The sequence below is a fragment of the Stenotrophomonas sp. KH_052 genome, from assembly GCF_057838755.1.
The window spans coordinates 4350006-4373259 of sequence record NZ_CM174475.1 but is presented as its reverse complement, the minus strand read 5'-3'; the positions used below and the strand labels follow the sequence as shown (position 1 = coordinate 4373259).

The window sequence follows — 23254 nt, the reverse complement described above, 5'->3', positions numbered from 1 at the left end:
CGGATGCGGAAACAGCGTCCCACGCATGGCGCTGGTATCCCGGCCGCCACTACTTACTATTGGTAGTTAGTGAATTCCGGACATCCCCCATGCACAGCCTCATCGTTACCGCCCATCCTGAATCCGGCTCGTTGACCCATGCCATCGCCAAGCGCATCGGCGAAGCCATCACCGCGGCGGATGCCGCCAACACCGTGACCCACGCCGACCTGATGGCCGAAGGTTTCGATCCACGCTTCAACCCACAGGACCAGGCGCTGTTCCGTGGCACCGGCGCAGTTCCGGCCGACGTCGCCTCCGAGCAGGCGCGGCTGGACGCCACCGACACACTGGTACTGGTCTACCCGCTGTACTGGTGGTCATTCCCCGCGCTGCTGAAGGGATGGATCGATCGTGTGTTCACCCAGGGCTGGGCCTACCAGGACGGTGCCGACGGTAAGGTACAGAAGAAGCTGCAGCGGTTGCGCGTGCACCTGGTCGGCATCGGCGGCGCGGGCGCGGACATGATCGAACGGCGCGGCTACGACGCGGCGATGAAGGCGCAGATCGACATGGGCATCTTCGACTACTGCGGCGCGCGCGTGCTGTCGTCTGACCTGCTGCTGGACGCCGATTCTGGTGCGGCCGAAGCGCACCTGCAGTCGGCAGGGGAGATCGGCCGTAAAATCGGCACTCCGATGCACTGATCGCTGTGTTCCGCCGATGCCTGCCAACGCCGCTCCCACGCGCCGCCGATTGACCCGCGAGCAACGCGCCCGCCAGTTGCTGGATGTGGCCTGGGCGCTGGTTGGCGACGAAGGTACCGACGCGCTGACGCTGGGGCGGCTGGCCGAGACCGCAGGCGTGACCAAGCCGGTGGCCTACGATCACTTCGTGACCCGCAATGGTCTGCTGGCCGCGCTCTATGACGACTACGACGGCCGGCAGACGGTGGTGTTCAACGAGCGCATCGGCCGCGCCAGGGCGCAACTCACCGATCGTGCGGCGGCCATCGCCTCGGGCTACATCGACTGCATCCTCAGCCAGGGCAGTGAAGTGCAGGGCATCCTTGCAGCGCTGGTCGGCGCACCGGAACTGCACGAGGTGCGGCGGCGTTACCAGCAGGACTTCATTGACAACTGCGACGCCTGGCTGGGCCCGTTCGCCGCCGATGGCAGCGTACCGGTAGCGGGACGCTGGGCGATTCTCGGTGCGGCTGAAACTCTTTCAGAGGGCGTGGCTGCCGGCGCGCTGGACAAGGCCGGTGCCGAGGCCGAGCTTCAGCGGCTGATCGTGGCGACGGTCAAGCGGCGCTGAGCCGCGCGAGCGGTCAGCCGTCGGCCAGCGCGGCGAATCCTGCCGCCAACTAATCGCGCACCAGTGCGTCGCGTGCGTCGCGGCTTCCAGACCCCAACACCACGGTAATCAGGCGTACCGGCTGGTCCCGCCCCGGCACTGCCCGGCATGCGGTGGCGGCCAGGCAGAAGCCTGCGGCCTGGGTGTAACCGGTCTTCAATCCATCCACGCCGTCTTCGCCAAGCAACGCGTTCTGGTTGTTGCGGTTGAAGCTGCCGTGCGCGAACGCGCGCTGCGCGGTGATCGACAGTATCTGCGGATGATCGTTCAGCAGGCAGGCCGCCAGCACTGCCATGTCGCGCGCACTGGACGCATGGTGCGGCGTGGTGATGCCGGAGACGCTGGCGAACCAGGTGCTGCGCAGGCCGAGCTGGCGTGCGTGCCGGTTCATGCGGTCCAGGAATGCAGACTGTGATCCATCCAGATGGCGCGCGATGGCCAGCGCCGCATCATTGCCGGAGACGATCATCAACCCCTCCAGCAAGCGTGCCAGGCTGACCTTTTCGCCGGGCACCAGGCCCATCCGCGTTTCATCATCGGCCACCGCGTGCACGTCATCGGCGGCAATGGTGACCGCCTCGTCCCACGTGCGACCCCCTTCTTCGAGGCACGCATACGCTGCGTAGGCGGTCATCAGCTTGGTCAGCGACGCCGGCTGCCGTGCGACCCCGGCGTTGTCCTGATGGATCACCTCGAAGGTACTGGCTTCGATGGTGATGGAGGAGAGCGCGGTCGGCGGTGCTGGCATGTCGGGAGGGCTGTACGGGAACGCCGCACGAGGATAGCGGATCACGGGTGTGTGGATCGGCTTCCGGCATGAATCTTGCCTGTGCGTCGACCCGTACGAATGTGCCAGCAAGTACGGTAACGTTGCGCCTCCGCCGGGCCGGAAAGCCCGATTTTTCAGTAGCGAAGGGACATCCATGAAGAAGCGTCTGATCGTCACCGGCCTGGCCTGCCTGATGCTGGTGGCATGCGCCAACCCGAAGAACACGGTGATTCCGCAGGACGTGGACCAGTTGGCCACGATCAAGCCCGAGCTGGAGAAGCTCACCCCTGAAGAACAGCAGTTGGCCGCCGCCTACATCGTGCGTGTGACCCTGACCTCGAAGATGGCCGGTGTGTTCGGCGGCAAGGAAGGCCAGGGTATTCCAGCGGGCATGACGCTGGGCAAGGCCGTGGAAGAGCAGCGCCGCTTCATCGAAGAGCGCAAGGCCGAGGAAGCGCGCCAGGCCGCGTTGAAGGCGGAACTTGAAGCGCGTCGCGAAGCCGCGATGAAGCCGCTGCGCGAGGCGGTCACCGTCACCGTGGTGTCCAAGGACATCGAAGTGCAGCGTTCGCACGGCATCACCACTGACGAACTGCTGGTCGTGGATTTCGGGTATCAGAACAACACCGGCAAGGACATCGCCGGCGTGAAGGGCTATGTGTCGGTACGCGACTTGTTCGGCGAGGAAATTTCCGGATTCGCCATCACCAATGACGTGACCATTCCGGCCGGCCAGAGCGTGATCTGGCAGGGCAGCCGTTCGGTGCGCTTCGCGCAGACCAAGAGCAATGACCGCAAGCTGGCCAGCCTGGACGAGAGCAAGTACACGGTGGTATGGACGCCGGAAGCCGTGGTGTTCGTTGATGGCAGCTCGCTGACGTTGCCGCAGGACACGGCATCCTGAGGCCGTCGGCCGGATCCGACGGCGGGTCCGGCCCCTTGGGCGCTGCCGCGGTGGCACCCGCATACTCCTGCAACATAGCAATGCTATAACGTTACAAAAGCGGCGCGATCCGTCGCTGATCCGTCTGCAGGAGACCATGACCCGACCCGTTGCGCGACGTTGGCTGTGCCCGTCGATCCTGGCCGTACTGGCCACCCTGAGCGGCTGCCAGCCGAATCTGCGCGCCGATGCTGTTCCCCCTGCCGAAGCCCGCCCGCACAACGTGATCGTGATGATCAATGACGGTGCCGGCTGGGGTACCTGGGATGCGGCGGCCTACTGGCAGTACGGCAGCCGCGAAGGCGCACCGTATGCGGACTTTCCGCAGCGCCTGGCGGTGGCGACCTTCCCGTTGAACGCCAGCAGCCAGCCGACCCGCGACAACGCACAGACCCTGGGCTACGACGCGGCCAAAGCGTGGGATGACTCCCCGGTGCCGGCGCAGGACCTGCCGTTCTCCGGCTACCACTACTTGGCCGCGGTCGCCACCGACAGTGCAGCGGCGGGCACGGCGTTGTCCTCGGGCATCAAGACCTACAACAACGCCATCAACTACAACAATGACGGCAACGCGGTCGAGTTCAACACGCTGCGTGCCAAGCGCCTGGGCATGGCCACCGGCGTGGTCACCTCGGTGCCGTTCGCACATGCCACGCCGGCCGCGTTCGCTGCGCAGAACGAGTCGCGCAACAACTACCACGCCATCGCCCATCAGATGCTGGCGCAGGGCCACATGGACCTGGTGATGGGCACCGGTGGTCCCGGCTACAGCGTTGATGGCCGTGCCTGCGGCGGGGATGCGGGTGCGGCGAAGGCCGAGGGCTGCGCGAACCCGTGGGAATGGGTGTCGCAGCAGGATTGGCAGCAGCTGCAAGCCGGCACCTCCATTGGCGGCAATCCGGCGGGACCGTGGCGCCTGATCCGCAGCAAGGAGGAATTCGCTGCACTGGCGCAGGGACGGCTGCCGGCTGACCGGCCGCTGATCGGCGTGCCGCGCGTGGCCAACACGCTGCAGCAGGCGCGGCAGCTGCAGGTGGTGGGCAAGGATGCGACCACGCCTTCCGGTGTGAGGAAGATCGACAGCGTGCCGGATCTTGCGAGCATGACCCGCGGTGCGTTGCGGTTCCTGCAGCAGCGTTCATCCAAGGGCCTGTTCCTGATGGTTGAAGGTGGCGCTACCGACTGGGCCGCGCACACCAGCGCCTGTGGCACCGAATGGCATTACGGGCAGTGCAGCGACCAGCCGCAGAACGGCCGGCTGATCGAAGAAACCGTAGAGTTCAACGACGCGGTGACGGCAGTGATCGAGTGGATCGAACGCAACGGTGGCTGGGAACACACCCTGCTGATCGTCACCACCGACCACGACAACAGCATGCCGATGGGCCCGGATGCACAGAGCGTGGCCTTCGAACCGGTGCGCAACAACGGCCGCGGGCACATGCCAGGAATGAGCTTCCGGCCCACCGGCAACCACTCCAATGCACTGGTGCCGCTCTGGGCCAAGGGCGCAGGTGCGGAACTGCTGGGCAAGCGCGTGCGTGGTGTCGATGCGGGCTACCGCCAGCATGTGCGCTGGAATGACGGCAGTTACATCGACAACACCGACGTGGCTGCGGCGGTGCAGGAAGCGCTGCAGCGCTAGGGGTGCGCCGGCCGCTGGCTGGCAGCTGCAGGTTTCCCGGTCGACGAGGTTGCCGGCCAGCGGCCGGCACTACCGGGGGTGGTGCTGGGGGACGGGGGTGGGCAGGCCAGCTGCCGCGCCAGCTCGGCGTTGGTCACGTGGCCATGCAGGAACAACAGGCCGCTGAAGATGTTCATGTGCGTACCTCCACTTGAGTGGATTGCACGATACGGGCAGCATGGGCGGGCAAAAAGCGACATTTCCGCAAGCTTGCCTTGAGAGGAATTCAAGCCTGATGTCCCGCCCACCCCTCCATGCCCTGCAGGGTTTCGTGGCTGCCGCCCGGCTGGGCAACCTGTCGCGTGCCGCGGCGTCGATGAACCTGACCGTCAGCGCACTCAGCCACCAGATGCGCCAGCTGGAGGAGCGACTCGGGCAGCCGCTGCTGATCCGCCAGCCACGTGGCGTCACCCTCACCCTGGAAGGGCAGCGCCTGCTCGACCAGGTCGGTCCGCATCTGGATGCGATCAATGACGCCTTCCAGCCCTATGCGGCGCGTGCCGAGCACGTGCTGACGATCAGCGCGGTGCCATCCATGGCCTCGGCGTGGCTGGTGCCGCGGCTGGGACATTTCGTCGCTGCGCACCCGCAGATCGAGATCAACCTGCAGTCGAGTGAACGCCTGATCGATTTCGAGCGGCAGCGGCAGTTCGATGCGGCGTTGCGGCTGGGCAGCGGGCACTGGCCGGGGCTGGTGGTGGAGCCCTTGTTTGACGAGTGGCTGCTGCCGATGGCCAGCCCGGCGCTGATCGAACGCATGGGCGGTATCGACCGTGTGCCGCTGACCCAGTGGCCACTGCTGGGTGATCCCGACGGCGCGTGGGGCGCGTGGTTCGCCTTGAGCGGGCAGAGCCCACCGCCGCGCTTCGTAGCGGTGCTGGATGATTCGGAAGCGCATCATCGCGCCGCACTGGATGGCGTGGGCGTGGCGCTGGGACGTGTGACCCGGGCGCGCTTGCTGCTCGACTCCGGCCAGCTGGTCGCGCTGTCCAGCCAGCGCCTGAAGACCGCCTGGCCGCACTGGCTGGTGTACCCGCAGCGCTCTGCCAGTCATCGTGGTTTTCTCGCCTTCCGCGACTGGTTGCATGCGCAGGCCGCCGAGCACGTGCGGCACATGGCAGACGCGCATTTGTAGCGTCGAGCCATGTTCGACTGCTTGTGCTCTACAGTCATCGCACCAGCGTGACCGCCTGTCCGGCGCGGGCGAATGCTTCAGCCAGCAATGGGCCTGCCTTGATCGCTTCCACCTCCTCGAACAACGCCTGCAGCGCGTCGGCGGGGCGTGAGGCTGGCGCCGCCACCGCCTGCTGGATCGCGGTGAAACGGTCGGCCAGCACGCGGTGGTCGGGATGCATCTGCACCCATGCTTGCAGCGGTTGGCGTACACCGGCGGCGGCATCCAGACGCTGCTGATCGAACAGGGTGATGGCGGCCGCCGAAGTGTCCGCTCGCTCGATCATGGCGTGGCGCAGCTCGCGGCTGAGGAACAGGTCGTAGGCCGCACCACGCCCCACCGCGATGCGCAGGCCGTCGCGGTCCAGGTCGGCCACCTGTTGCGCAGGGCTGTCCTCGCGCACCAGGTAGGTGCCTTCGATCTCCACGTATGGGGCACTGAAGGCGATGCGGTCGGCCCGCGCCGGATCAATGGCCAGGAAGGCCAGGTCCCAGGCATCTTCGGTTGCTGCGGCGACTACCGACGCCGCTGCGTCGTGGCAGGTGAAACGTGCCTGCACGCCGATCCGCTGCGCCAACGCTGTGGCCAGTTCCAGCGAGGGGCCGCGCGGTGAGCGTGCATCGCCCTGCGCCAGCACCGGATTGCCCAGGTTGATCGCCACGCGCAGGAAACCCTGCGGTGCCAGTGTGCTTCGATGATCGGCCAGGGACATGCAGGGCTCCGCGGAACAGGGGGGCGTCCAGCATGCCAGTGCTGCTGCGCAGGCGATGTCAGCGTCCGGTTATCCTGCGCGGATGAACCCGATCCTGCATGTCGAGATCCCGTCCAGTGACCTGGCCCGTGCCATCACCTTCTACCAGCAGTGGTTGCAGGTGCAGGTGGACGAACCGATCCTGCTGCACGATTGCCGGATGGCCTACCTGCCATTCGCCGATGAAGCGGCAGGGGCCAGCATGGCGCTGGTGCAGGGGGCGGACTACCGGCCGTCAGAACAGGGCGCGCGCATCTACATCGGGGTCGATGACCTTGATGCCAGCCTCGAGCGAGCATTGCAGGCTGGAGCCGAACTACGTTTCGGCCCCGCCGATGCCGGCGACTGGCGCGTGGCCGAGATCCGCGACAGCGAAGGCAACCGCATTGCGTTGCAGGCGCACAGGATTCTGTAGAGCCGAGCCTATGCTCGGCTGCTGTTGGCAATCGCGAAAAGGCCTCAGCCGAGCGTAGGCTCGGCTCTACAGCGTCGCGGCACGCGAGCGCTGCAACCAATCGTTGATCGCCGGGTCCAGCCGCGGGTCGTCCGGCAGCTGCATGCTAAAGCGCTGCTGCAACACCTCGCGCACGTCGCCAACATCATGCAGCGGACGCTTGTCCGGTGCCTGCCCGGGCCGGTATTCGGTGTAGTTGCCGCTACCGATGGTGCGGCGCCAGTCCGGTCCGGTCAGCGACGCGCGCAGCTGGCCGGGGAAGCTCGAATCCGGATGGGTGCACACGTACCAGTTGCCCACCACGTTGTCGATCGGCGCCGGCGCCTGCAGGTCGAAGCGATACATCGCCCGCCAGCCCTCGTTGGATTCGGCAGAGAGCACGAAATCTCCGTCGTTGGGCAGCCGCTGCAGCAGATAGCGCTCGTGCGGTGTGGCCTGTGGCTGCGCATCGTGCAGGCGCAGAGGTATGGTCGGGGTCAGGCTGCCGAAGCCGGCGTCCACCAGCCAGTCATCCCCCTCCACCTGCACGCGCAGCAGCAGGTGGGTGCGCGCCGTCAGCTCGCCGTCCTTTGCCGCCAGCAGCACGCGCGCGCTCAGTGGCCGCGCATCGAAGCCCAGCGCTTGCAGCAGCGCCAGCAGGCCGCCATTCAACTCGAAGCAATAGCCGCCGCGGCGTTCGTCCAGCAGCTTGCGCTGCACGCTGTCCAGGTCGATCGGCACGGCATCGCGCAGCAGGCAGCTGAGGGTCTCGAACGGCAGCAGTGCGTTGTGGCGCTGCTGCAGCAGGGTCAGGCCGGCCAGTGTCAACGGCGGTGGCGCATCCAGCTGAAGCCGCTGCAGGTAGCGGGTGACATCGAGCGTCGTCATGCGGGCACCAGTCGGGGGAGGGAGGTCCACTGTGCTCCCCCAACCGGGGTTGAGGTCAAGCACTGCGCGGGTGTCATCCCCCCGTCGCCTATGCCGGGTACAAAGGCCGCGTCCGCCAGCAATCGGTGGGACTGAACCAAAAAAGCCCTAAAGTTGCTCCATATCCAGCCGATATAGGTGCGTCCTTCCGCCTGGAGTCTGTCATGTCGGCCGTTGTTCCCCACCTCCGGTCCCTGCGCATGCGGCTTGCCGCGTTGCGCTCGGCGTCCCCCGGCCTGCTGCTGTGGCTGCAGCCGCACCGGCTCAGCGTGGCCAACAAGCTCAAGGCGACCCTGTGGGTCTGTGGCCTGGGCCTGATCGCGATCGCCGCCGTCTACGCCTGGACCGGCCATGCCAGCACGCAGGCAGCGCACAGCCAGGCCAGCTACCAGCACGGCAGCGATCTGGCCGCGAGCCTTGCCACGCGGGTGGCCGAGGCGCGTCGTCTGCAGACTCAGTATGCACGCAGTTTCGACGATGCCGACCGCGCGCAGTTGCTGGCGACGCAGAAGGCGCTGCAGGCCGATCTGCAGGCGCTGCGCGCGATACCGATGGATGCCGGACGGCGCAAGGCGCTGCAGGCGCTGACCGAAGCCGCCGGCGCCTTCTCGCAGGGTGTGGCCGCCCTGTTCGAGCGCGTCGATGAGATGGGTCGTGGCGATGCCGGCCTCGCTGCGCAGCTGCAGCAGGCCGCTGACACCCTGCAGGCGCAGGTGGATGCGCTGCAGCGGCCGTCGTTGGCGCTGTCCCTGCAGAAGATGCGCCGACAGGAAGCACTGCTGCTGCTTGATGGCGATTCCGTGCATGCCGACCGTGCCAGCGAGGAGAAGCTGCCGTTCGACCTCGCACTGGTGGGCCTGCCCACCGATGTGCAGGAAGCCGTGCGCACCGGCATGGACAACTATCAGGTCGCGCTGCTGGGCTACACCGCGGCCCGCGTCGGCCTGGATGTGGAAGCGCAGTCGCTGCTGGACACTGCGGCCAGCGTCGCACCGGCGCTGGCCGCCTTCCAGCAGGCCCAGGTCGCCGCGCTGGGAAAGGCACAGGCGCGCCAGCAGTCCGGGGCACGCACCATGAGCGTGCTGTTCGCACTGACCCTGCTGCTGGTTGCCGGTGTGCTGATCACCAGTCTGGTACTGGTGCTGCGCGCGGTACGCCAGCCGATCCAGGACACCCTGCGCTTCGCCAGCGACATTGCCGACGACCGCTTGGACACCACACTGCGCGTCTACAACGCCAACGATGAAATCGGCCAGCTGGCCCAGCGCCTGGTCGACATGCAGCAGCGCCTGCGCGCGCGTATCGAAACCGAGCGTGCGGTAGCGCGCGGCAATACCCGCGTGCGACAGGCATTGGACAGCGCACAGACCGGCCTGATGGTGGTCGATGCCGAAGGCCAGGTGGCTTATGCCAACCCTGCGCTGCTGCAGCTGCTGGATCTGCAGGCCGAGGAGCTGGTGGGCAGCGATGCGGTGCGCCTGCATCCGGCGTTGGCCAGCCTGGCCGGCGTGCGCCAGCGCGAGGAGCGCGAGATCGGCCACGCCGGCGTGCGCTACCAGTTGATCGCCAACGCCATCATCGACGAGGGCCATTTCCTCGGTGTTGCGGTGGAATGGCGCAGCCGGGCGCTGGAAACCCTGCTGGAAACCGAGGTCGCGGCACTGGTCGATGCCGCTGCACATGGTGACCTGCACGGGCGCATCGCGCTGGACGGCAAGCAAGGCTTCGTGCGTACGCTGTCGACCAGCATCAACCGGCTTCTGGCGACCTTCGAAACCAACCTCGGCGATCTGCAGGCATTGCTGGCCGCGCTGGCACGCGGTGACCTCAGCGTGCGCATGGAGGGCGATCTGCAGGGCGTGTTCGCACGCATGCGCGACGATGCCAATGCCACCGTGGCGCAGCTGGGCCGCATTGTCACCCGCATCCAGCAGGCTACGTCCAGTCTGGATACGGGTGTTGGCGAGATTGTTGCCGGTCACCACGATCTGTCACAGCGCACCGAGCAGCAGGCGGCCAACCTTGAAGAGACCGCAGCGTCGATGCATGAGCTGACCGACACGGTCGGCCGCAACGCCGACGCCGCAGGCCGCGCCGATGCACTGGTGCAGGGCGCAGCGACGGTGGCACGACGAGGTGGTGAGGCCGTCGGCCAGGTGGTGGCGACCATGCACGGCATCAGCGAAGCCTCGCGACGCATCGGTGACATCACCCAGTTGATCGATGGCATCGCCTTCCAGACCAATATCCTTGCGCTCAATGCGGCGGTGGAAGCGGCGCGCGCCGGAGAGCAGGGTCGCAGCTTCGCTGTAGTGGCCGCCGAAGTGCGCCTGCTGGCACAGCGCAGCGCCGAGGCGGCCAAGCAGATCAAGGGGCTGATCGAGGATTCGGTGGCGCGTGTCGGGCAAGGCAACCAGCAGGCTGAACAGGCTGGCACCACGATGGGCGAGATTGTCGGCAGCGTGCAGCAGCTGGCTGACCTGCTGGCCGGCATCCGCAACGCGTCGCAGGACCAGCATGCCGGCATCGCGCAGGTGAACCAGACCATCGTGCAGATGGAGGCCAGCACCCAGCGCAACGCCAGCCTGGTGGAAGAGGCCGGCGCTTCGACCGCACAGATGCAGGCGCAGGTGCATGCCTTGGCCGAGGCGGTGGGGGCGTTCCAGCTGCAGCCGGTGCGGCAGACAGCGCGCGCGGCATGACCGCGGTCGCCGGGCATGGCCCGGCGCTACCCGAGGCAGATTGAAACGGTAGCGCCGGGCCATGCCCGGCGAGATGGCTCAATACACGTCGCGCCGGTAGCGCCCGCTTTCCAACAGCGTCTCCACTGCCTCATCACCCAGCGCAGCGCGCAGTACCTGGTCCACGCCTTCGGCCATGCCCTGCAGCGAACCGCAGACATGGATCACCGCGCCACGTTGCATCCAGTCGCGCAGCGCATCGGCTGCGGCGTGCAGTCGGTCCTGCACGTAGCCACCGTCGCCATCGCGCGAGAACGCCAGGTCCACCCGCGACAGATGGCCATCGGCCTGCCAGGCCTCGATTTCCTCGGAAAACAGGAAGTCATGCGCGCGCTGGCGTTCGCCAAACAGCAGCCAATGCCCGTGCTCGCCGGCATGCGAGGCTTCGCGCAACAGGCTGCGCAGGCCAGCGATGCCGGTGCCGTTGCCGATCAGCAGCATCGGCGCGCCCGGCACGCGATGGAATCCGGGATTGCGGTGCACGCGGGCGATGATGCTGGCGCCGATCGGTGCATGCAGTGACAGCCACCCCGAACCCAGTCCGGCACGACCGGCTGCGTCATGTACCAGGCGCACCACCAGTTCCACTGCGCCGTCATCGGTGCACGAGGCGATCGAATACTCGCGGCCCGGCAGCAACGGCAGTCCGCGCAGCCACAAGCAGGCATCCTGCACCGCCAGCGCGGCGTCCGCATCGGGCAGCTCGCGCTCGCTGGCCAGGGCCAACAGCGTGCGCGGGTTGCCCTCCACCAGCAGCGGTTGCAGTGGATCCAGCCCATGCGCCTTCAGCACCGCACTGGCGTGCCCTGCATGGTGGCGGGGTGCGAGATGCAGAATGTCACCGGCCTGCCACTGCACCTCGGTGGGCGCGGCAAGACGGATACGCCAGATCGCGCCACCGATACTGCCAGGATTGAGACGGTCGCGGCTGAGCAGGCGCCAGTCATGCATCTGCGTGGCAGCCGGCAGCACGCTGTCATCGGTGGTGATGCCGGTCAACGCGCCCAGCTGCTGCTGCCACTGGCGCAGGGACGGTACCGAGGCGGCATCGACATCGATGCGCTCGAACAGCGGGCGCGCGCCGTTGCCGATCAGCCAGGCATCGACCTGGCGGCCGAAACCGCAGTAGTGCGGGTACTGGCGATCACCCAATGCGAGCAGGCCGAACTGCAGGCCCGACAGGTCCACGCGCTGTGCGAGCAGCAGCCGCGAAGCGCGTCGCGCCGCATCCGGTGGTTCGCCGTCGCCGAAAGTGCTCAGCACGAGCAGGGCATGCGCAGTACGCCCCAGCTGCGTGGCGTCAACGCGAGCCAATGGCAACACCTGCACCGTGTGCCCGGCGGCCTGCAGCTGCGCGGCTGCGCGCCAGGCCAGCTGCTCGCCCAGCCCGCTCTGGCTGGCGTGCGCCACAAGCCAGGGTGTGTTGCTGCCATCGCCAGTGGTTACCGGCAGCGACTGGCGAAGCCCACGCGCGGTGCGTTGGCTGCGGCGGCGGTCCAGGTAGAGCATCCAGCCGGTGATGAAGAACAGGCTCATGCCCAGGCTGCTGAGCATCACCACCACGCGCCCGGGCACGCCGAAGTAGCTGCCCGAGTGCAGCGCGAACACGCTGGTGGCCAGCTGTCCACCGGCGCCCTGGCCTGCATACGGGCGGGCATCGAGGATCGCACCGCTGGCCGGGTCCAGCTGCAGCAGGTCATGTGCGCGATCGTGGTGGCCGCCGCGCTGCGCCGGATCACCGGCCATCACGCGCACATTGAGCGGTTGCCCGGGCTTCTCCGGCAGGCGCAGGTCGATGTACCCGTTGCGCGCGCCCGGTAATGCATACAGCGTGGCCTCGATGCGATCCAGGTCCAGTGCCGCGTCGGCGGCAACCTTGAGCTTCGCAGCCGGAGTCACGCCCAGCAGCGTGTTGGCGGCACTGCGGTACCAGTCGAACGACCACCACAGGCCGGTCAACGCACTCATCAGGTAGATCAGCAGCACCCAGGTGCCGACCACCGAGTGCAGGCTCCACAGGAAGCCACGGCCGCTGCGCTTCCACTCCACCGCCAACCAGCTGCGCCAGTGCCACCAGCGCCGGGGCCAGCGCAGGTAGAGACCGGAGAGGGTGAAGAACAGTAGCGCGATCGCACAGCTGCCGGTGATCCATTTGCCCCGCTCGCCGGCAGCGAGGTGCCGATGCAGGTCTTCGATGAAGTCGAAGAAGGCCTGACCGCGCAGGGCACTGAAGCGCTCACCGCTGTACGGATCGAAGTACACCCAGTGTTCCTTGCCTCCGGCAAACCGCGCCACCGAGGGCCGCTGGCCGGTGGCGTCGATCCGCAGGCGCTGCAGGGGACGCTCACTGCCGGCCTGGAGCAAAGGCATCAGCTCGCTCAACGCCAGCGGTGGCTGGCCATCGGCATGGTGCTCGGCGATCGCGGCGAAGCCGGGATTGGCGGCACGCAGCAGTTCGTCCTCGAAGGACAGCACGGCGCCGCTGAGGCCCATCACGGCCAGTACGGCACCAGCGGTGATGCCCAGCAGCCAGTGCAGTTGGAACAGGACGTTCTTGAACATCGAAGGAGGAGGGCCTGGAAGGCTGCCGCCCGCATCCTGCGCAACAGCAAATGAGAATTAGTCGCGGAATTCTCCGTGGCGCTCCGGCTGTGGTCAAGCAGGGGGGTATCGGCCGGGCGGCGCCCGGCACCTGCAGAGGCCTTCAAGCCACGGCAAGTGCAACAGCCGAAGCAGAAGCGGGTTTCCTGGGGGAGGCCGGGGTGGGGCCGGTTGCGGGGGCCGCTGCAAGTACGTCCATGTAAGCTCGGTCGCCGCTTGCTCGTGTGCGCTGTCCTGCGCACACGACAAGACCGGGGTTGGGCGTCCTGCCCAACCCGCCCGAGGCATGCCTCGGGCCCATGCGGCTCACGCCCCCACAACCGGACCCACCCCGCCTTCGACAGATTTCCGCGATCTGTTGGAAATGCTCTTGGGGATCTGACCCCAGAATTTCATTCGATATCTGACGGATGTGTCGACCAAGGTCGACACCTACCGAAAAGCACCGGGAATCTGTCGGGGGTGGGGCGGTGTGGGGCTGCAGGACCGTTGGCGCCATGGATGGCGCCATCGAGCCCCCATGGACGGGTTTACGGCGTGTCCTGCAGCCTCACACCGCCCCGCCCAATTCTCAGCACTGCAGGGCCGCTTTGGCTGTTGCTGTGGCCTCGGCAGGTGCAGGGTGCAACCCTGCCGAACCCTCACTTCACCCAGCTGTCGATCTCGCCGTGGGCGAACGGTCCCAGCTTCGCCTTCTGCAATCGCCCCTGCGCATCGAACAGCACGCTGTAGGGCAGCAGTCCCTGCGTATTGCCCAGCTGCACGCTGGCGTCGCGCGGGCCCGGGGTCTCGATCACGATCGGGTAGTCCACCGGTACCTGCTGCAGGAAGCGGCGCACGTCTTCCGGCGTATCCAATGCCAGGCCCAGCACCTGCACGCCTTCGCTGCCCTGGGTATGGGCAAAGCGTGCCAGCTCCGGCATCTCTTCCACGCAGGGGGCGCACCAGCTGGCCCAGACATTGATCAGCAGCGGGCGACCGGCGAAGTGCTGGTGCAGGTCGAGCGGTCGGCCCTCGAGATCCGGCAGCGTCAGAACAGGCAGTGGGTCACCCACCTGCAGCGCAGGCGTCGCGGGGGCGGCAGGGGAAGCGACCGGCGCTGCGGCAGGTGCAGTCGGCGTTGGTGCCAGCCGGTACCCGGCCCACAGGCCGAGGCCGGCGGCCAGCACCGCTGTCCACAGCAGCGCTGGCCGTTGCCATTTCATCGTGCGGTGCGCAGCAGCGCTTCCTCGACCACCGCCTGGGTCAGCAGGGTCGGCAGCACGGTCGGCGGCGCGCCGGGGCCATACACCACGTACAGCGGCACGCCCACGGCCTTGTGCTCTTCCAGGAAGGTGGTGATCTGCGGATCGACATTGGTGTAGTCACCGCGCATGTACACCGCATTGGTGCGCTTGAGCAGTTCCTTGAACTCCGGCCGCGACAGCACCGCGCGCTCGTTGGCCTTGCAGCTCACGCACCAGTCGGCGGTCATGTTGACGAACACCACGCGCTTGTCGGCGCGCAGGCGGTCCAGCAGCTGCGGCGAGTACTCGACCACGTTGTCGGTGGCCGCCTGTGCGGCGCGCGCTGGCGGCGCCAACTGGGTGACGCCCCAGGCCGGCACCAGTGCGGCGATGGCCAGCAGCACGCCCAGCAGGGCAACGGCACGCGGGCCGGTCCAACGGTTGCGTTCGAACAGCCACAGGCCGAAAGCGAACAGCAGCAGGCCACCCAGCACCAGCGACATGCCGTCCACGCCGCGCTGCTTGCCCAGCACCCACAGCAGCCACAGCGCGGTGGCATACATCGGGAAAGCCAGCACGTGCTTGAGCGTTTCCATCCACGGGCCCGGCTTGGGCAGGCGGCGTGCCAGCGCCGGCACGAAGCCGATCAGCAGGAACGGCAGGGCCAGGCCGAGGCCGAGGAACAGGAACACAGTCATCGCCTGCAGCGGCGTTGCGATGAATGCATAGGCCACCGCGCCGCCCATGAACGGGCCGACGCAGGCGCTGCCGACCACGCAGGCCAGCGCACCGGTGAAGAAGTCTCCGGCCGGGCCGCTGCGGCTGGCCAGCGACTGGCCGAGGTTGCCGAGGCCACCGCCGAGGGTGAACACCCCGGACAGGCTCAGGCCCACTGCGAACATGACGTAGGCCAGTGCGGCCACCACGCCCGGGTGCTGCAGCTGGAAGCCGATGCCGACCGCGTTGCCGATCGCGCGCAGGCCGACCATCAACGCACCGATCACCGCGAACGCGACCAGCACGCCCAGCGTGTACCAGAGCGCATGGCTGCGCGCGCGCTGCGGGCTTTCACCGCTCTGTGCCAGGCCGAGCACCTTCAGCGACAGGATCGGCAGCACACACGGCATCAGGTTCAGCACTAGGCCGCCGGCCAGGGCCAGCAGCAGGACCCACAGGAACGAGCGGTCCGGGTTCGGCGTGGTCGCCGGCGGGCGCGTGCGCAGTGCGTTGTCACCCTGTGCATCGGCGGCGAATTCACTGCTGGCAGCGCCGTCACCTGCTGCGACCGGGGCCGTTGCATCCGTATTGGGCACGGTCGGCAGCAGGCGCAGCGGCGCGCCATTGGCAGCCTCGCGCGGAGCATTGGTAGCGGTCGGCAACGGGCTGATCACCTCGCTGCGCGGCGGCGCTTGGTCGGCGCTGGCGTTGATCCTGCCGGCCGGGATCGACAGCTTCACCCGGCGCGTCATCGGCGGGTAGCAGATGCCATCGGTCTGGCAACCCTGGAAGGTCACTACCAGGGTGCTGTCGACCGCGTCGGCGACAGAACGGCGCAGCGGCAGCGGCACCTCCACCTGGTTGAAGTACACCGAGACATCGCCGAAGTGCTCGTCGCGATGCGACTGTGCGGCCGGCCATCGCGGCTTGTCGGCCAGCACGCCGGCGCTGCCTTCGAGTTTCAGCGAGGTGCGGTCGCGATACAGGTAGTAGCCCGGCGCCGGGCTGAAGCGCAGCAGCAGGGTGTTGCCATCGCTGGCAATGGCATCGAAGCCGAATGCCTGCTCCGACGGCAGTGGCAGCGCCTGGCTGTTGCTGGCTGCACCCGGCAGGCGCAGGCCGCCGCTGTTGCCGGCACCGGCCAGCGGGTTGTTGAACGGGCTGGCCGCACCGGGGCGTGCGGCCGGGGCCGCCGCCTGTGCACCGCCGCCGGGCAGGGTGACCTGCACCACGCGCTTCTGCGGCGGATAGCAGACACCGGCGTCGGCGCAGCCCTGGTAACGCACTTCCAGGCTGATGGTGCCGGCTGCATCGGTCGGTGCGCCGGGCAGGGTGGCCTGCAGCCGCTCGCGATAGGTTTCAACCTCGCCGAAGAAATCGTCGTGGTGCTTGTCGCCCTTGGGCATCTGCAGCGCGCCGGCGTTGAAGGCCGGGTCGGCCTTGACGCTGGTGCGGTGGCGATACAGGTAGTAGCCCGGCGCGATCTTGAACTGCAGCTGCACCTGGCCGCGTTCGGGGGCGGTCGCGGTCAGCGCGAACGCCTGGTCCACCGGCAGCAGGTCCTTCTCATCCAGCGCGAAGGCCGGCAGCGAGAGCCACAACAGGGCGCACAGGGCGGCGCCACGCGCAAACAAAGTCTTCAATCAGTGTCCTCCCGGGTCTGTGCCCGGATCCAGTCCAGATACGCCGGCAGGCCGGCCCGGGTTTCGACCGCGATGCACTCCGGGAGTTCATACGGATGCAGTTCGACGATCCGGGCGATTGCGTCATCGACGCGGCTCGCGGTGGTCTTCACCAGCAGCTGCAGTTCGGTGTCGGTGGTGACTTCGCCCTGCCAGCGGTAGGTCGACTGCGCGCCCTCCAGTCGTGTGACGCACGCGGCCAGGCGCTCGCCAACCAGCGCGTGCGCGATGCGCTCGGCACTGGCCCGGTCCGGGCAGGTGGTCAACAGCAGCAGGACGGGATCGACGGTCGACATGACCGTCGAGTATAGGGCCGCCGCCGGGTCAGGGCCCGGCGGCGGCAGTGGACCGCTGCGTTGCGCGGTCAGTTGGCCAGCTGGCAGGTGGCCGGCTTGGCCGAGGTGAACAGGGCCGGGGTGGCCCACTCGGGGTGGTCGATGAACGGGTTGCGGTTGCCCTGGAAGCTGTAGACCACGTCGTTGCGGGCGCGTTCCGCAGCACTCGGCGGGTCGGCCAGGTGCCAGTCGATCAGCGTCGACAGCAGGCCCATGTAGGCCGGCGAGCTGCTGGTCTTGACGATCTTGCTGCGGTCGTCGGTCAGCTCCAGGTCCGGCTCGGACTGGCCGGTGGCCGCATCCTTGCCGCCTTCGTAGCGGATGGCCATGTACAGCACCGCACGCGCCATGTCGCCCTTGCGTGCACCCCATACTTCAAAGGTGCCGCCGTTGCCGTCCGGGGTGCGTACCCAGTTCGAGTTGCCCGGATAGCCACCGCTGCCGCCGCCCTGGCCGTTGTTGGCCTCGGTGGCACGCTCGCCGCAGTTGGCGTCGCACTTGCCGAACGGCTTGTTGCCGCGGTCGGCGTTCCACTGTGCGTCAGTCAGGTACAGCATGTGGGTGTCGGTGTACGGGGCGTACGGCAGGCCCTTGTCGCCGGTGGTGCTGGCAAAGCCCAGCGAGTTCGGCCAGGTATGCTCACGGTTGTACTTCAGGCCGCCGCCGCTGCCGGCGCGATCGGTCACCTTGGCGTAGCTGCGGTTGCGGTACGCATCCAGGATCCTGCCGCTGTTGTTCGGATCCTCGTCGGCGATCTCCAGGATGGTCCAGGTGCTGGTGCCCGAGCCGCTGTACGGGTAGGCGGTGTGGCCCTTGATGGTGGCGTGCAGCGAGCAGCGCAGCTGGCTGGGGCTGCTGGTGTTGACCTTGGAGTAGTAACCGGCCGGCACGCCCGGGTTGCCCGGGTCCGGATTGCCACCGGTGCTGGCCACGGTGAAGGCGATGCGGCTGTCGGCGGCCGGGTGTGCGCCCTGCAGGTCGGTGATGCGCGCGGCGCGGATGTCGAAGCGGCAGGCTTCACCGGCCACCAGTGCAGTGTTGGTGGACAGCTTCACGCTGCGGCCGCTGGACGGGAAGGTCAGCGGCACGCTGCCGGAAGTGCCGCAGCTCAGGGCGAACGCGCCGCTGGCCAGGTTCACGGTCTCGCTGAACACCACTTCCAGGTCGGCGGCGGCGGGGAAGGTGCTGCTGCCCTGGGCCGGGGTGGTGGTGGACACCGACGGCGGCGTGTTCGGGCCCGGGGTGCCGCCACCGCTGAAGGTCTGGCCGTTGTTGCAGCTGCCGAAGGTCTGCCTGGCCGACTCGGCCCAGGTGAAGTGGGCGTACTGGCTGCCACTGCCGGTCAGCTGCAGCGAGGTGCCCGGGGCCGTGCTGTTGGTCTCGGCCACCGGAATGTTCTGGCTGGTCATGCCGGCCGCGGGGCCGCCGGACGCGGTGATGGCGCCCTCGTAGCTGAGGAACTGGACCACCTTGCCGCTGGCGTCGACCAGGGCAATGCCATCGTTCGGGCCGTTCTGCAGGCCGTTGGTCGGGTAGGTGACCACGGCGATGCTGGCGCTGCCGCAGCCTGCAGCGGTACCGGCAGGCACGGGGTTGTTGGCGTAGACCACGGCCGCCGACGGATTGCTGCCGTTGTAGAGGTACAGGCGGTAGCCGGACAGATCCTCACCGGCTGTGGCCACGACCTCGATCGCTTCGCCGACGTCGCCGGCGGCGGTGCTGTCGTCGTAGTGCAGTTCGTTGATGAAGACCTCGGCCTGGGCCGGCGCGGCGGCCAGTGCAAGCAGGCAGGCAGCGGCAAGCGGGGACAGCAATCGCATCGACTACTCCTTGTGATTGGGAATGCGCGGCCGAGCCTAAGGCCGATCCAGTGACACTTTGTCGTAAATGAACGTCAGATATCTGACAGTGGGACATTGGTCACCAAATGTCACCTATTCCCCCCTTGGCTTGCGGCGCTGCATCCCTATACAGGCGTCCACGCAGGGAAGGAGGTTTCCGGGCCCGGAGAAAAATTTCGGGATCGGCCCTTGAAAGGCCTGTGGAGGTCTCCATCTCTGTCGTGCTCCCGACTTGTCGGGCTTTTTCACGCGCGTTGCTGGCACTCGCCTGGTGTGACTGCTAACATCGCCGGACTTTTTTAGACCAATCAATAACTTAAGAGGTCTCTCATGAGCATCAAGCCGCTGCACGACCGCGTTGTGGTCAAGCCGATCGAAGCCGACGAAATCTCCGCCGGTGGCATCGTCATTCCGGATTCGGCCAAGGAAAAGTCCACCAAGGGTGAAGTCGTGGCCGTGGGCCCGGGCAAGCCGCTGGACAACGGCAGCGTGCGTGCGCCGTCCCTGAAGGTTGGTGACAAGGTCATCTACGGCCAGTACGCCGGCAGCTCGTACAAGAGCGAAGGCGTCGAGTACAAGGTCCTGCGCGAAGACGACGTGCTCGCCGTCATCGGCTGAGCCTCGGCGCGACCTGCTTTTCTGTAAGACATCCCTTTTCGTCGCCGGGCCCGGCCCGGCGCAAACATCGAGGTAATCGCAATGGCTGCCAAGGATATTCGTTTCGGTGAAGACGCCCGTTCGCGCATGGTGCGCGGCGTCAACGTTCTCGCCAATGCCGTCAAGGCCACCCTGGGCCCGAAGGGCCGCAACGTCGTGCTGGAAAAGAGCTTCGGCGCTCCGACCATCACCAAGGACGGCGTCTCCGTCGCCAAGGAAATCGAACTGGCTGACAAGTTCGAGAACATGGGCGCGCAGATGGTGAAGGAAGTTGCTTCCCGCACCAACGACGACGCTGGCGACGGCACCACCACCGCCACCGTGCTGGCCCAGGCCCTGATCCGCGAAGGTGCCAAGGCTGTTGCCGCCGGCATGAACCCGATGGACCTCAAGCGCGGTATCGACAAGGCCGTCGTGGCCGCCGTCAACGAGCTGAAGAGCATCTCCAAGCCGACCGCTGACGACAAGGCGATCGCCCAGGTCGGCACCATCTCGGCCAACTCGGACGAGTCGATCGGCCAGATCATCGCTGACGCGATGAAGGAAGTCGGCAAGGAAGGCGTGATCACCGTTGAAGAGGGCTCGGGCCTGGACAACGAGCTGGACGTGGTCAAGGGCATGCAGTTCGACCGCGGCTACCTGTCCCCGTACTTCATCAACAACCAGCAGTCGCAGACCGCTGATCTGGATGACCCGTTCATCCTGCTGCACGACAAGAAGATCTCCAACGTCCGTGACCTGCTGCCGGTGCTGGAAGGCGTCGCCAAGGCCGGCAAGCCGCTGCTGATCGTCGCTGAAGAAGTCGAAGGCGAAGCGCTGGCGACCCTGGTGGTCAACACCATCCGTGGCATCGTCAAGGTCGTGGCCGTCAAGGCTCCGGGCTTCGGCGACCGTCGCAAGGCGATGCTGGAAGACATGGCCGTGCTGACCGGCGGCACCGTGATCTCCGAAGAAGTGGGCCTGTCGCTGGAAAAGGCCACCATCAAGGATCTCGGCCGCGCCAAGAAGGTGCAGGTCTCCAAGGAAAACACCACCATCATCGATGGCGTGGGTGACAAGGCTGCGGTCGATTCGCGCGTTGCGCAGATCAAGACCCAGATCCAGGACACCTCCTCGGATTACGACCGCGAGAAGCTGCAGGAACGCGTGGCCAAGCTGGCCGGCGGCGTTGCCGTGATCAAGGTCGGTGCCTCGACCGAAATCGAAATGAAGGAAAAGAAGGACCGCGTCGACGACGCCCTGCACGCCACCCGTGCAGCCGTTGAAGAAGGCGTGGTCCCGGGCGGCGGCGTTGCCCTGGTCCGTGCGGTCTCCGCGCTGGCTGGTCTGAAGGGTGCCAACGAAGACCAGAACCACGGCATCCAGATCGCCCTGCGCGCGATGGAAGCCCCGCTGCGCGAGATCGTCGCCAACGCCGGCGAAGAGCCGTCGGTCATCGTCAACAAGGTCAAGGAAGGCACCGGCAGCTTCGGCTACAACGCCGCCACCGGCGAGTTCGGTGACATGCTGCAGTTCGGCATCCTGGACCCGACCAAGGTGACCCGTTCGGCGCTGCAGAACGCAGCTTCGATCGCTGGCCTGATGATCACCACCGAAGCCATGGTTGCCGAAGCTCCGAAGAAGGACGAGCCGGCCATGGGTGGCGCCGGTGGCATGGGCGGCATGGGTGGCATGGGCGGCATGGACTTCTAAGGTCCGCGCCTGCACCGGTAGCTGCCGACCCTGGTCGGCACGCTTCCCTGCTGCACTGAAGAACCCCGCCGCAAGGCGGGGTTTTTCGTTGCCAGGTTGCCGCCACGGCAGCGCATCGCTACGCTCGGTGACCATGCCTACCTCGTTCATTGTCGTTGACGACTTCCTCTCCCCGGCCGATGCGCAGGGGCTGCGCCAGGCGGCACTGGGCCTGACCTACCCGGCGCAGGAAGGTGCATTCCCCGGTCGCAACTCACTGGAGCGGCTGGAGCTGGACGGCCTGTCCGAAGCTGCGTCGCGGCTGGTCAATGAACCGTTGCGACCGGTCAACCCACTGCAGTCGCATGGCAAATTCCGTCTGACCCTGGCCGGGGATGTCGGCCGCGCGAAAGTGCACACCGATCACTCGCACTGGTCCGGCATTCTCTACCTGAGCGCACCAGAGCACTGCGAGGGCGGCACCGAGTTCTTCCGTCATCGCCGCACCAACACCGAACGGATGGCCCTGGACGCCAGCGAGCTGGCCGCGTTGGGCTATGCCAGTGGCGGCGACATGCACCGCGACATCATCGAGCGCGACAGCAGCCACGACAGCCAGTGGGAGATGACGATGCGCATCCCGATGCGCTTCAACCGCCTGGTGCTGCTGCGGCCCTGGTTCTGGCACACCGCCGGTCCGGCATTCGGTGACCGTCCGGACAACGGCCGGCTGGTGTACCTGATGTTCTTCGAGCAGGCGCGGTAAGCGGGGGAATCATCCACGCATGGCGTGGATCTAGTGGCCCTGCAGCGCTGCGCGCAACCACGCCAGGAAGGCAGGCAGCGCCGGATTGCCATCTGCATCGGCGCGCGTCACTGCGTAGTAGGCGAAGGCCTGCGGCCATGGCTGGTCGATCACCACCTGCAGGTGCCCATTGGCCAGTTCTTCGGCCGCATGGATGTCGCGTACCAGCGCGATGCCTTGCCCGGCCACCGCCGCACGGATCAGCAACAGGTCGTCGTCAAAAGCAGGGCCGCGCTCAAGTCGATCATCGGTTGCCAGACCCAGTGCCTGGAACCACAGTCGCCAGTCGCTGCGATCGGCATCCTGCAGCAGCGGCAGCTGCAGGCAATCCTGCACGGTGCCCACGGCGGGGGCGCTGGAAAGCAGCGCAGGGCTGGCCACTGGCAGCAGCACCGGCGCCAGCAGATGCTCGGCATGCAGGCCGGGGTAGCGCCCCAGCCCGTGGCGGATCGCGATGTCCACGCCATCGCGGCGCAGGTCGGCCAGCGCCGGGCTGGCATCGAGCTGCACGTCCACCTGCGGTTGCAGCGCGCTGAATTCGCCCAGGCGTGGCGCCAGCCATTGCGCGGCGAAACTGGGTGCGGCGCTGATACGCAGCGTGCGCCGCGTTTCCCAGCGTTCGAGTGTCTGCAGGCTCTGTGCGATCTGCTCGAAAGCCAGCAGCAGTTCCGGGTACACGCGCGCGCCCGCCGCGCTGAGCACCACGCCATGACGGGTGCGATCGAACAGGTTCACGCCCAGGCGTTCCTGCAGCTGCCGCAGCTGCTGGCTGATTGCGCCGGGTGTCACACCCATCGCTTCGGCGGCAGCGGTCAGGCTGCCGTGGCGGCCGGTTTCAACAAAGGCCCGCAGGCCCAGCAGCGGCAAGACCGCACCCATTCCATTCTCCCGTTGCTTCGCCGGCATCCACCGCGCGGCGACAGCATATCGGCCGTGGCGCAGGCTGTCGCGCACCTGCCTCG

General features: G+C 67.2%; 20 protein-coding genes. 10 read left to right on the top strand and 10 right to left on the bottom strand.

Translation table 11 applies throughout. The features are described 5' to 3' along the window. Nucleotides 1–89: 89 nt before the first annotated feature. Together AC3ITW_RS19985 and AC3ITW_RS19980 are read left to right on the top strand one after the other, a co-directional pair. On the top strand, nt 90–686 hold the full coding sequence (locus AC3ITW_RS19985) for an NAD(P)H-dependent oxidoreductase (RefSeq protein ID WP_100435334.1): 597 nt from the start codon (nt 90–92) through the stop codon (nt 684–686). A gap of 16 nt (nt 687–702) precedes the next feature. Further along, the gene (locus tag AC3ITW_RS19980; protein WP_100435333.1) at nt 703–1296 is read left to right on the top strand and encodes a TetR/AcrR family transcriptional regulator; all 594 of its coding nucleotides are present in this window, start codon (nt 703–705) and stop codon (nt 1294–1296) included. 49 nt (nt 1297–1345) lie between these two features. Here the strand turns inward: AC3ITW_RS19980 and AC3ITW_RS19975 are convergent, their stop codons facing one another. Continuing rightward, complete coding sequence (locus tag AC3ITW_RS19975) at nt 1346–2083, bottom strand: D-alanyl-D-alanine carboxypeptidase family protein (RefSeq protein ID WP_100435474.1); 738 nt, start codon at nt 2081–2083, stop codon at nt 1346–1348. A 175-nt stretch (nt 2084–2258) separates the two neighbouring features. Here AC3ITW_RS19975 and AC3ITW_RS19970 point away from each other — a divergent pair, with 175 nt between their 5' ends. Then, nucleotides 2259–3008 (top strand): hypothetical protein, encoded by a 750-nt coding sequence (locus tag AC3ITW_RS19970; protein ID WP_012512261.1) that lies wholly within the window; start codon nt 2259–2261, stop codon nt 3006–3008. 136 nt (nt 3009–3144) lie between these two features. Further along, entirely contained in the window at nt 3145–4692 is a 1548-nt protein-coding gene (locus AC3ITW_RS19965) for an alkaline phosphatase (protein WP_100435332.1), read from the top strand. On the opposite strand, the gene AC3ITW_RS19960 is transcribed toward AC3ITW_RS19965, so the two are convergent. After that, complete coding sequence (locus AC3ITW_RS19960) at nt 4689–4868, bottom strand: hypothetical protein (RefSeq protein WP_100435331.1); 180 nt, start codon at nt 4866–4868, stop codon at nt 4689–4691. The two genes, AC3ITW_RS19965 and AC3ITW_RS19960, sit on opposite strands and share 4 nt — an antisense overlap. A 98-nt stretch (nt 4869–4966) precedes the next feature. On the opposite strand from AC3ITW_RS19960, the gene AC3ITW_RS19955 reads away from it, so the two are divergent. Continuing rightward, nucleotides 4967–5866, top strand: coding sequence for a LysR substrate-binding domain-containing protein (locus AC3ITW_RS19955; protein WP_006397123.1), 900 nt, complete (start codon nt 4967–4969; stop codon nt 5864–5866). A 34-nt stretch (nt 5867–5900) separates the two neighbouring features. Here AC3ITW_RS19955 and AC3ITW_RS19950 read toward each other — a convergent pair whose 3' ends face one another. Beyond that, nucleotides 5901–6617, bottom strand: coding sequence for a transporter substrate-binding domain-containing protein (locus tag AC3ITW_RS19950; RefSeq protein ID WP_100435330.1), 717 nt, complete (start codon nt 6615–6617; stop codon nt 5901–5903). A gap of 82 nt (nt 6618–6699) precedes the next feature. Between AC3ITW_RS19950 and AC3ITW_RS19945 the strand changes: the two genes are divergently transcribed. After that, a complete protein-coding gene (locus AC3ITW_RS19945) occupies nt 6700–7071 on the top strand; it encodes a VOC family protein (RefSeq protein ID WP_012512258.1) in 372 nt (123 codons plus the stop codon). A gap of 66 nt (nt 7072–7137) precedes the next feature. Here AC3ITW_RS19945 and AC3ITW_RS19940 read toward each other — a convergent pair whose 3' ends face one another. After that, on the bottom strand, nt 7138–7977 hold the full coding sequence (locus tag AC3ITW_RS19940; protein WP_489389873.1) for an arylamine N-acetyltransferase family protein: 840 nt from the start codon (nt 7975–7977) through the stop codon (nt 7138–7140). Between the two features lie 203 nt (nt 7978–8180). Here AC3ITW_RS19940 and AC3ITW_RS19935 point away from each other — a divergent pair, with 203 nt between their 5' ends. Next, complete coding sequence (locus tag AC3ITW_RS19935) at nt 8181–10718, top strand: methyl-accepting chemotaxis protein (protein ID WP_489389872.1); 2538 nt, start codon at nt 8181–8183, stop codon at nt 10716–10718. Nucleotides 10719–10796: 78 nt separating this feature from the next. Here AC3ITW_RS19935 and AC3ITW_RS19930 read toward each other — a convergent pair whose 3' ends face one another. The 5 genes from AC3ITW_RS19930 to AC3ITW_RS19910 form a co-directional block, all read right to left on the bottom strand. After that, entirely contained in the window at nt 10797–13319 is a 2523-nt protein-coding gene (locus AC3ITW_RS19930) for a PepSY domain-containing protein (RefSeq protein ID WP_489389871.1), read from the bottom strand. 680 nt (nt 13320–13999) lie between these two features. Continuing rightward, the gene (locus tag AC3ITW_RS19925; protein ID WP_012512254.1) at nt 14000–14563 is read right to left on the bottom strand and encodes a TlpA family protein disulfide reductase; all 564 of its coding nucleotides are present in this window, start codon (nt 14561–14563) and stop codon (nt 14000–14002) included. Further along, a complete protein-coding gene (locus AC3ITW_RS19920; protein ID WP_489389870.1) occupies nt 14560–16944 on the bottom strand; it encodes a protein-disulfide reductase DsbD family protein in 2385 nt (794 codons plus the stop codon). The genes AC3ITW_RS19925 and AC3ITW_RS19920 overlap by 4 nt, the downstream gene beginning before the upstream one ends. Continuing rightward, complete coding sequence (gene cutA / locus AC3ITW_RS19915; protein WP_006396762.1) at nt 16941–17279, bottom strand: divalent-cation tolerance protein CutA; 339 nt, start codon at nt 17277–17279, stop codon at nt 16941–16943. The genes AC3ITW_RS19920 and cutA overlap by 4 nt, the downstream gene beginning before the upstream one ends. Before the next feature lie 68 nt (nt 17280–17347). Continuing rightward, nucleotides 17348–19138, bottom strand: coding sequence for an endonuclease (locus AC3ITW_RS19910; RefSeq protein WP_012512252.1), 1791 nt, complete (start codon nt 19136–19138; stop codon nt 17348–17350). A gap of 351 nt (nt 19139–19489) precedes the next feature. On the opposite strand from AC3ITW_RS19910, the gene AC3ITW_RS19905 reads away from it, so the two are divergent. The 3 genes from AC3ITW_RS19905 (at nt 19490) to AC3ITW_RS19895 (ending at nt 22253) form a co-directional block, all read left to right on the top strand. Further along, nucleotides 19490–19777: a co-chaperone GroES gene (locus AC3ITW_RS19905; RefSeq protein ID WP_006396661.1), complete on the top strand. Its 288-nt coding sequence runs from the start codon at nt 19490–19492 to the stop codon at nt 19775–19777. Nucleotides 19778–19858: 81 nt separating this feature from the next. After that, nucleotides 19859–21508, top strand: a complete 1650-nt coding sequence (gene groL, locus AC3ITW_RS19900) for a chaperonin GroEL (RefSeq protein ID WP_012512251.1) — start codon at nt 19859–19861, stop codon at nt 21506–21508. A 133-nt stretch (nt 21509–21641) separates the two neighbouring features. Continuing rightward, nucleotides 21642–22253, top strand: coding sequence for a DUF6445 family protein (locus AC3ITW_RS19895; RefSeq protein ID WP_485617926.1), 612 nt, complete (start codon nt 21642–21644; stop codon nt 22251–22253). A 30-nt stretch (nt 22254–22283) separates the two neighbouring features. On the opposite strand, the gene AC3ITW_RS19890 is transcribed toward AC3ITW_RS19895, so the two are convergent. Further along, a complete protein-coding gene (locus AC3ITW_RS19890) occupies nt 22284–23171 on the bottom strand; it encodes a LysR substrate-binding domain-containing protein (protein ID WP_065723542.1) in 888 nt (295 codons plus the stop codon). Nucleotides 23172–23254: the final 83 nt, after the last annotated feature.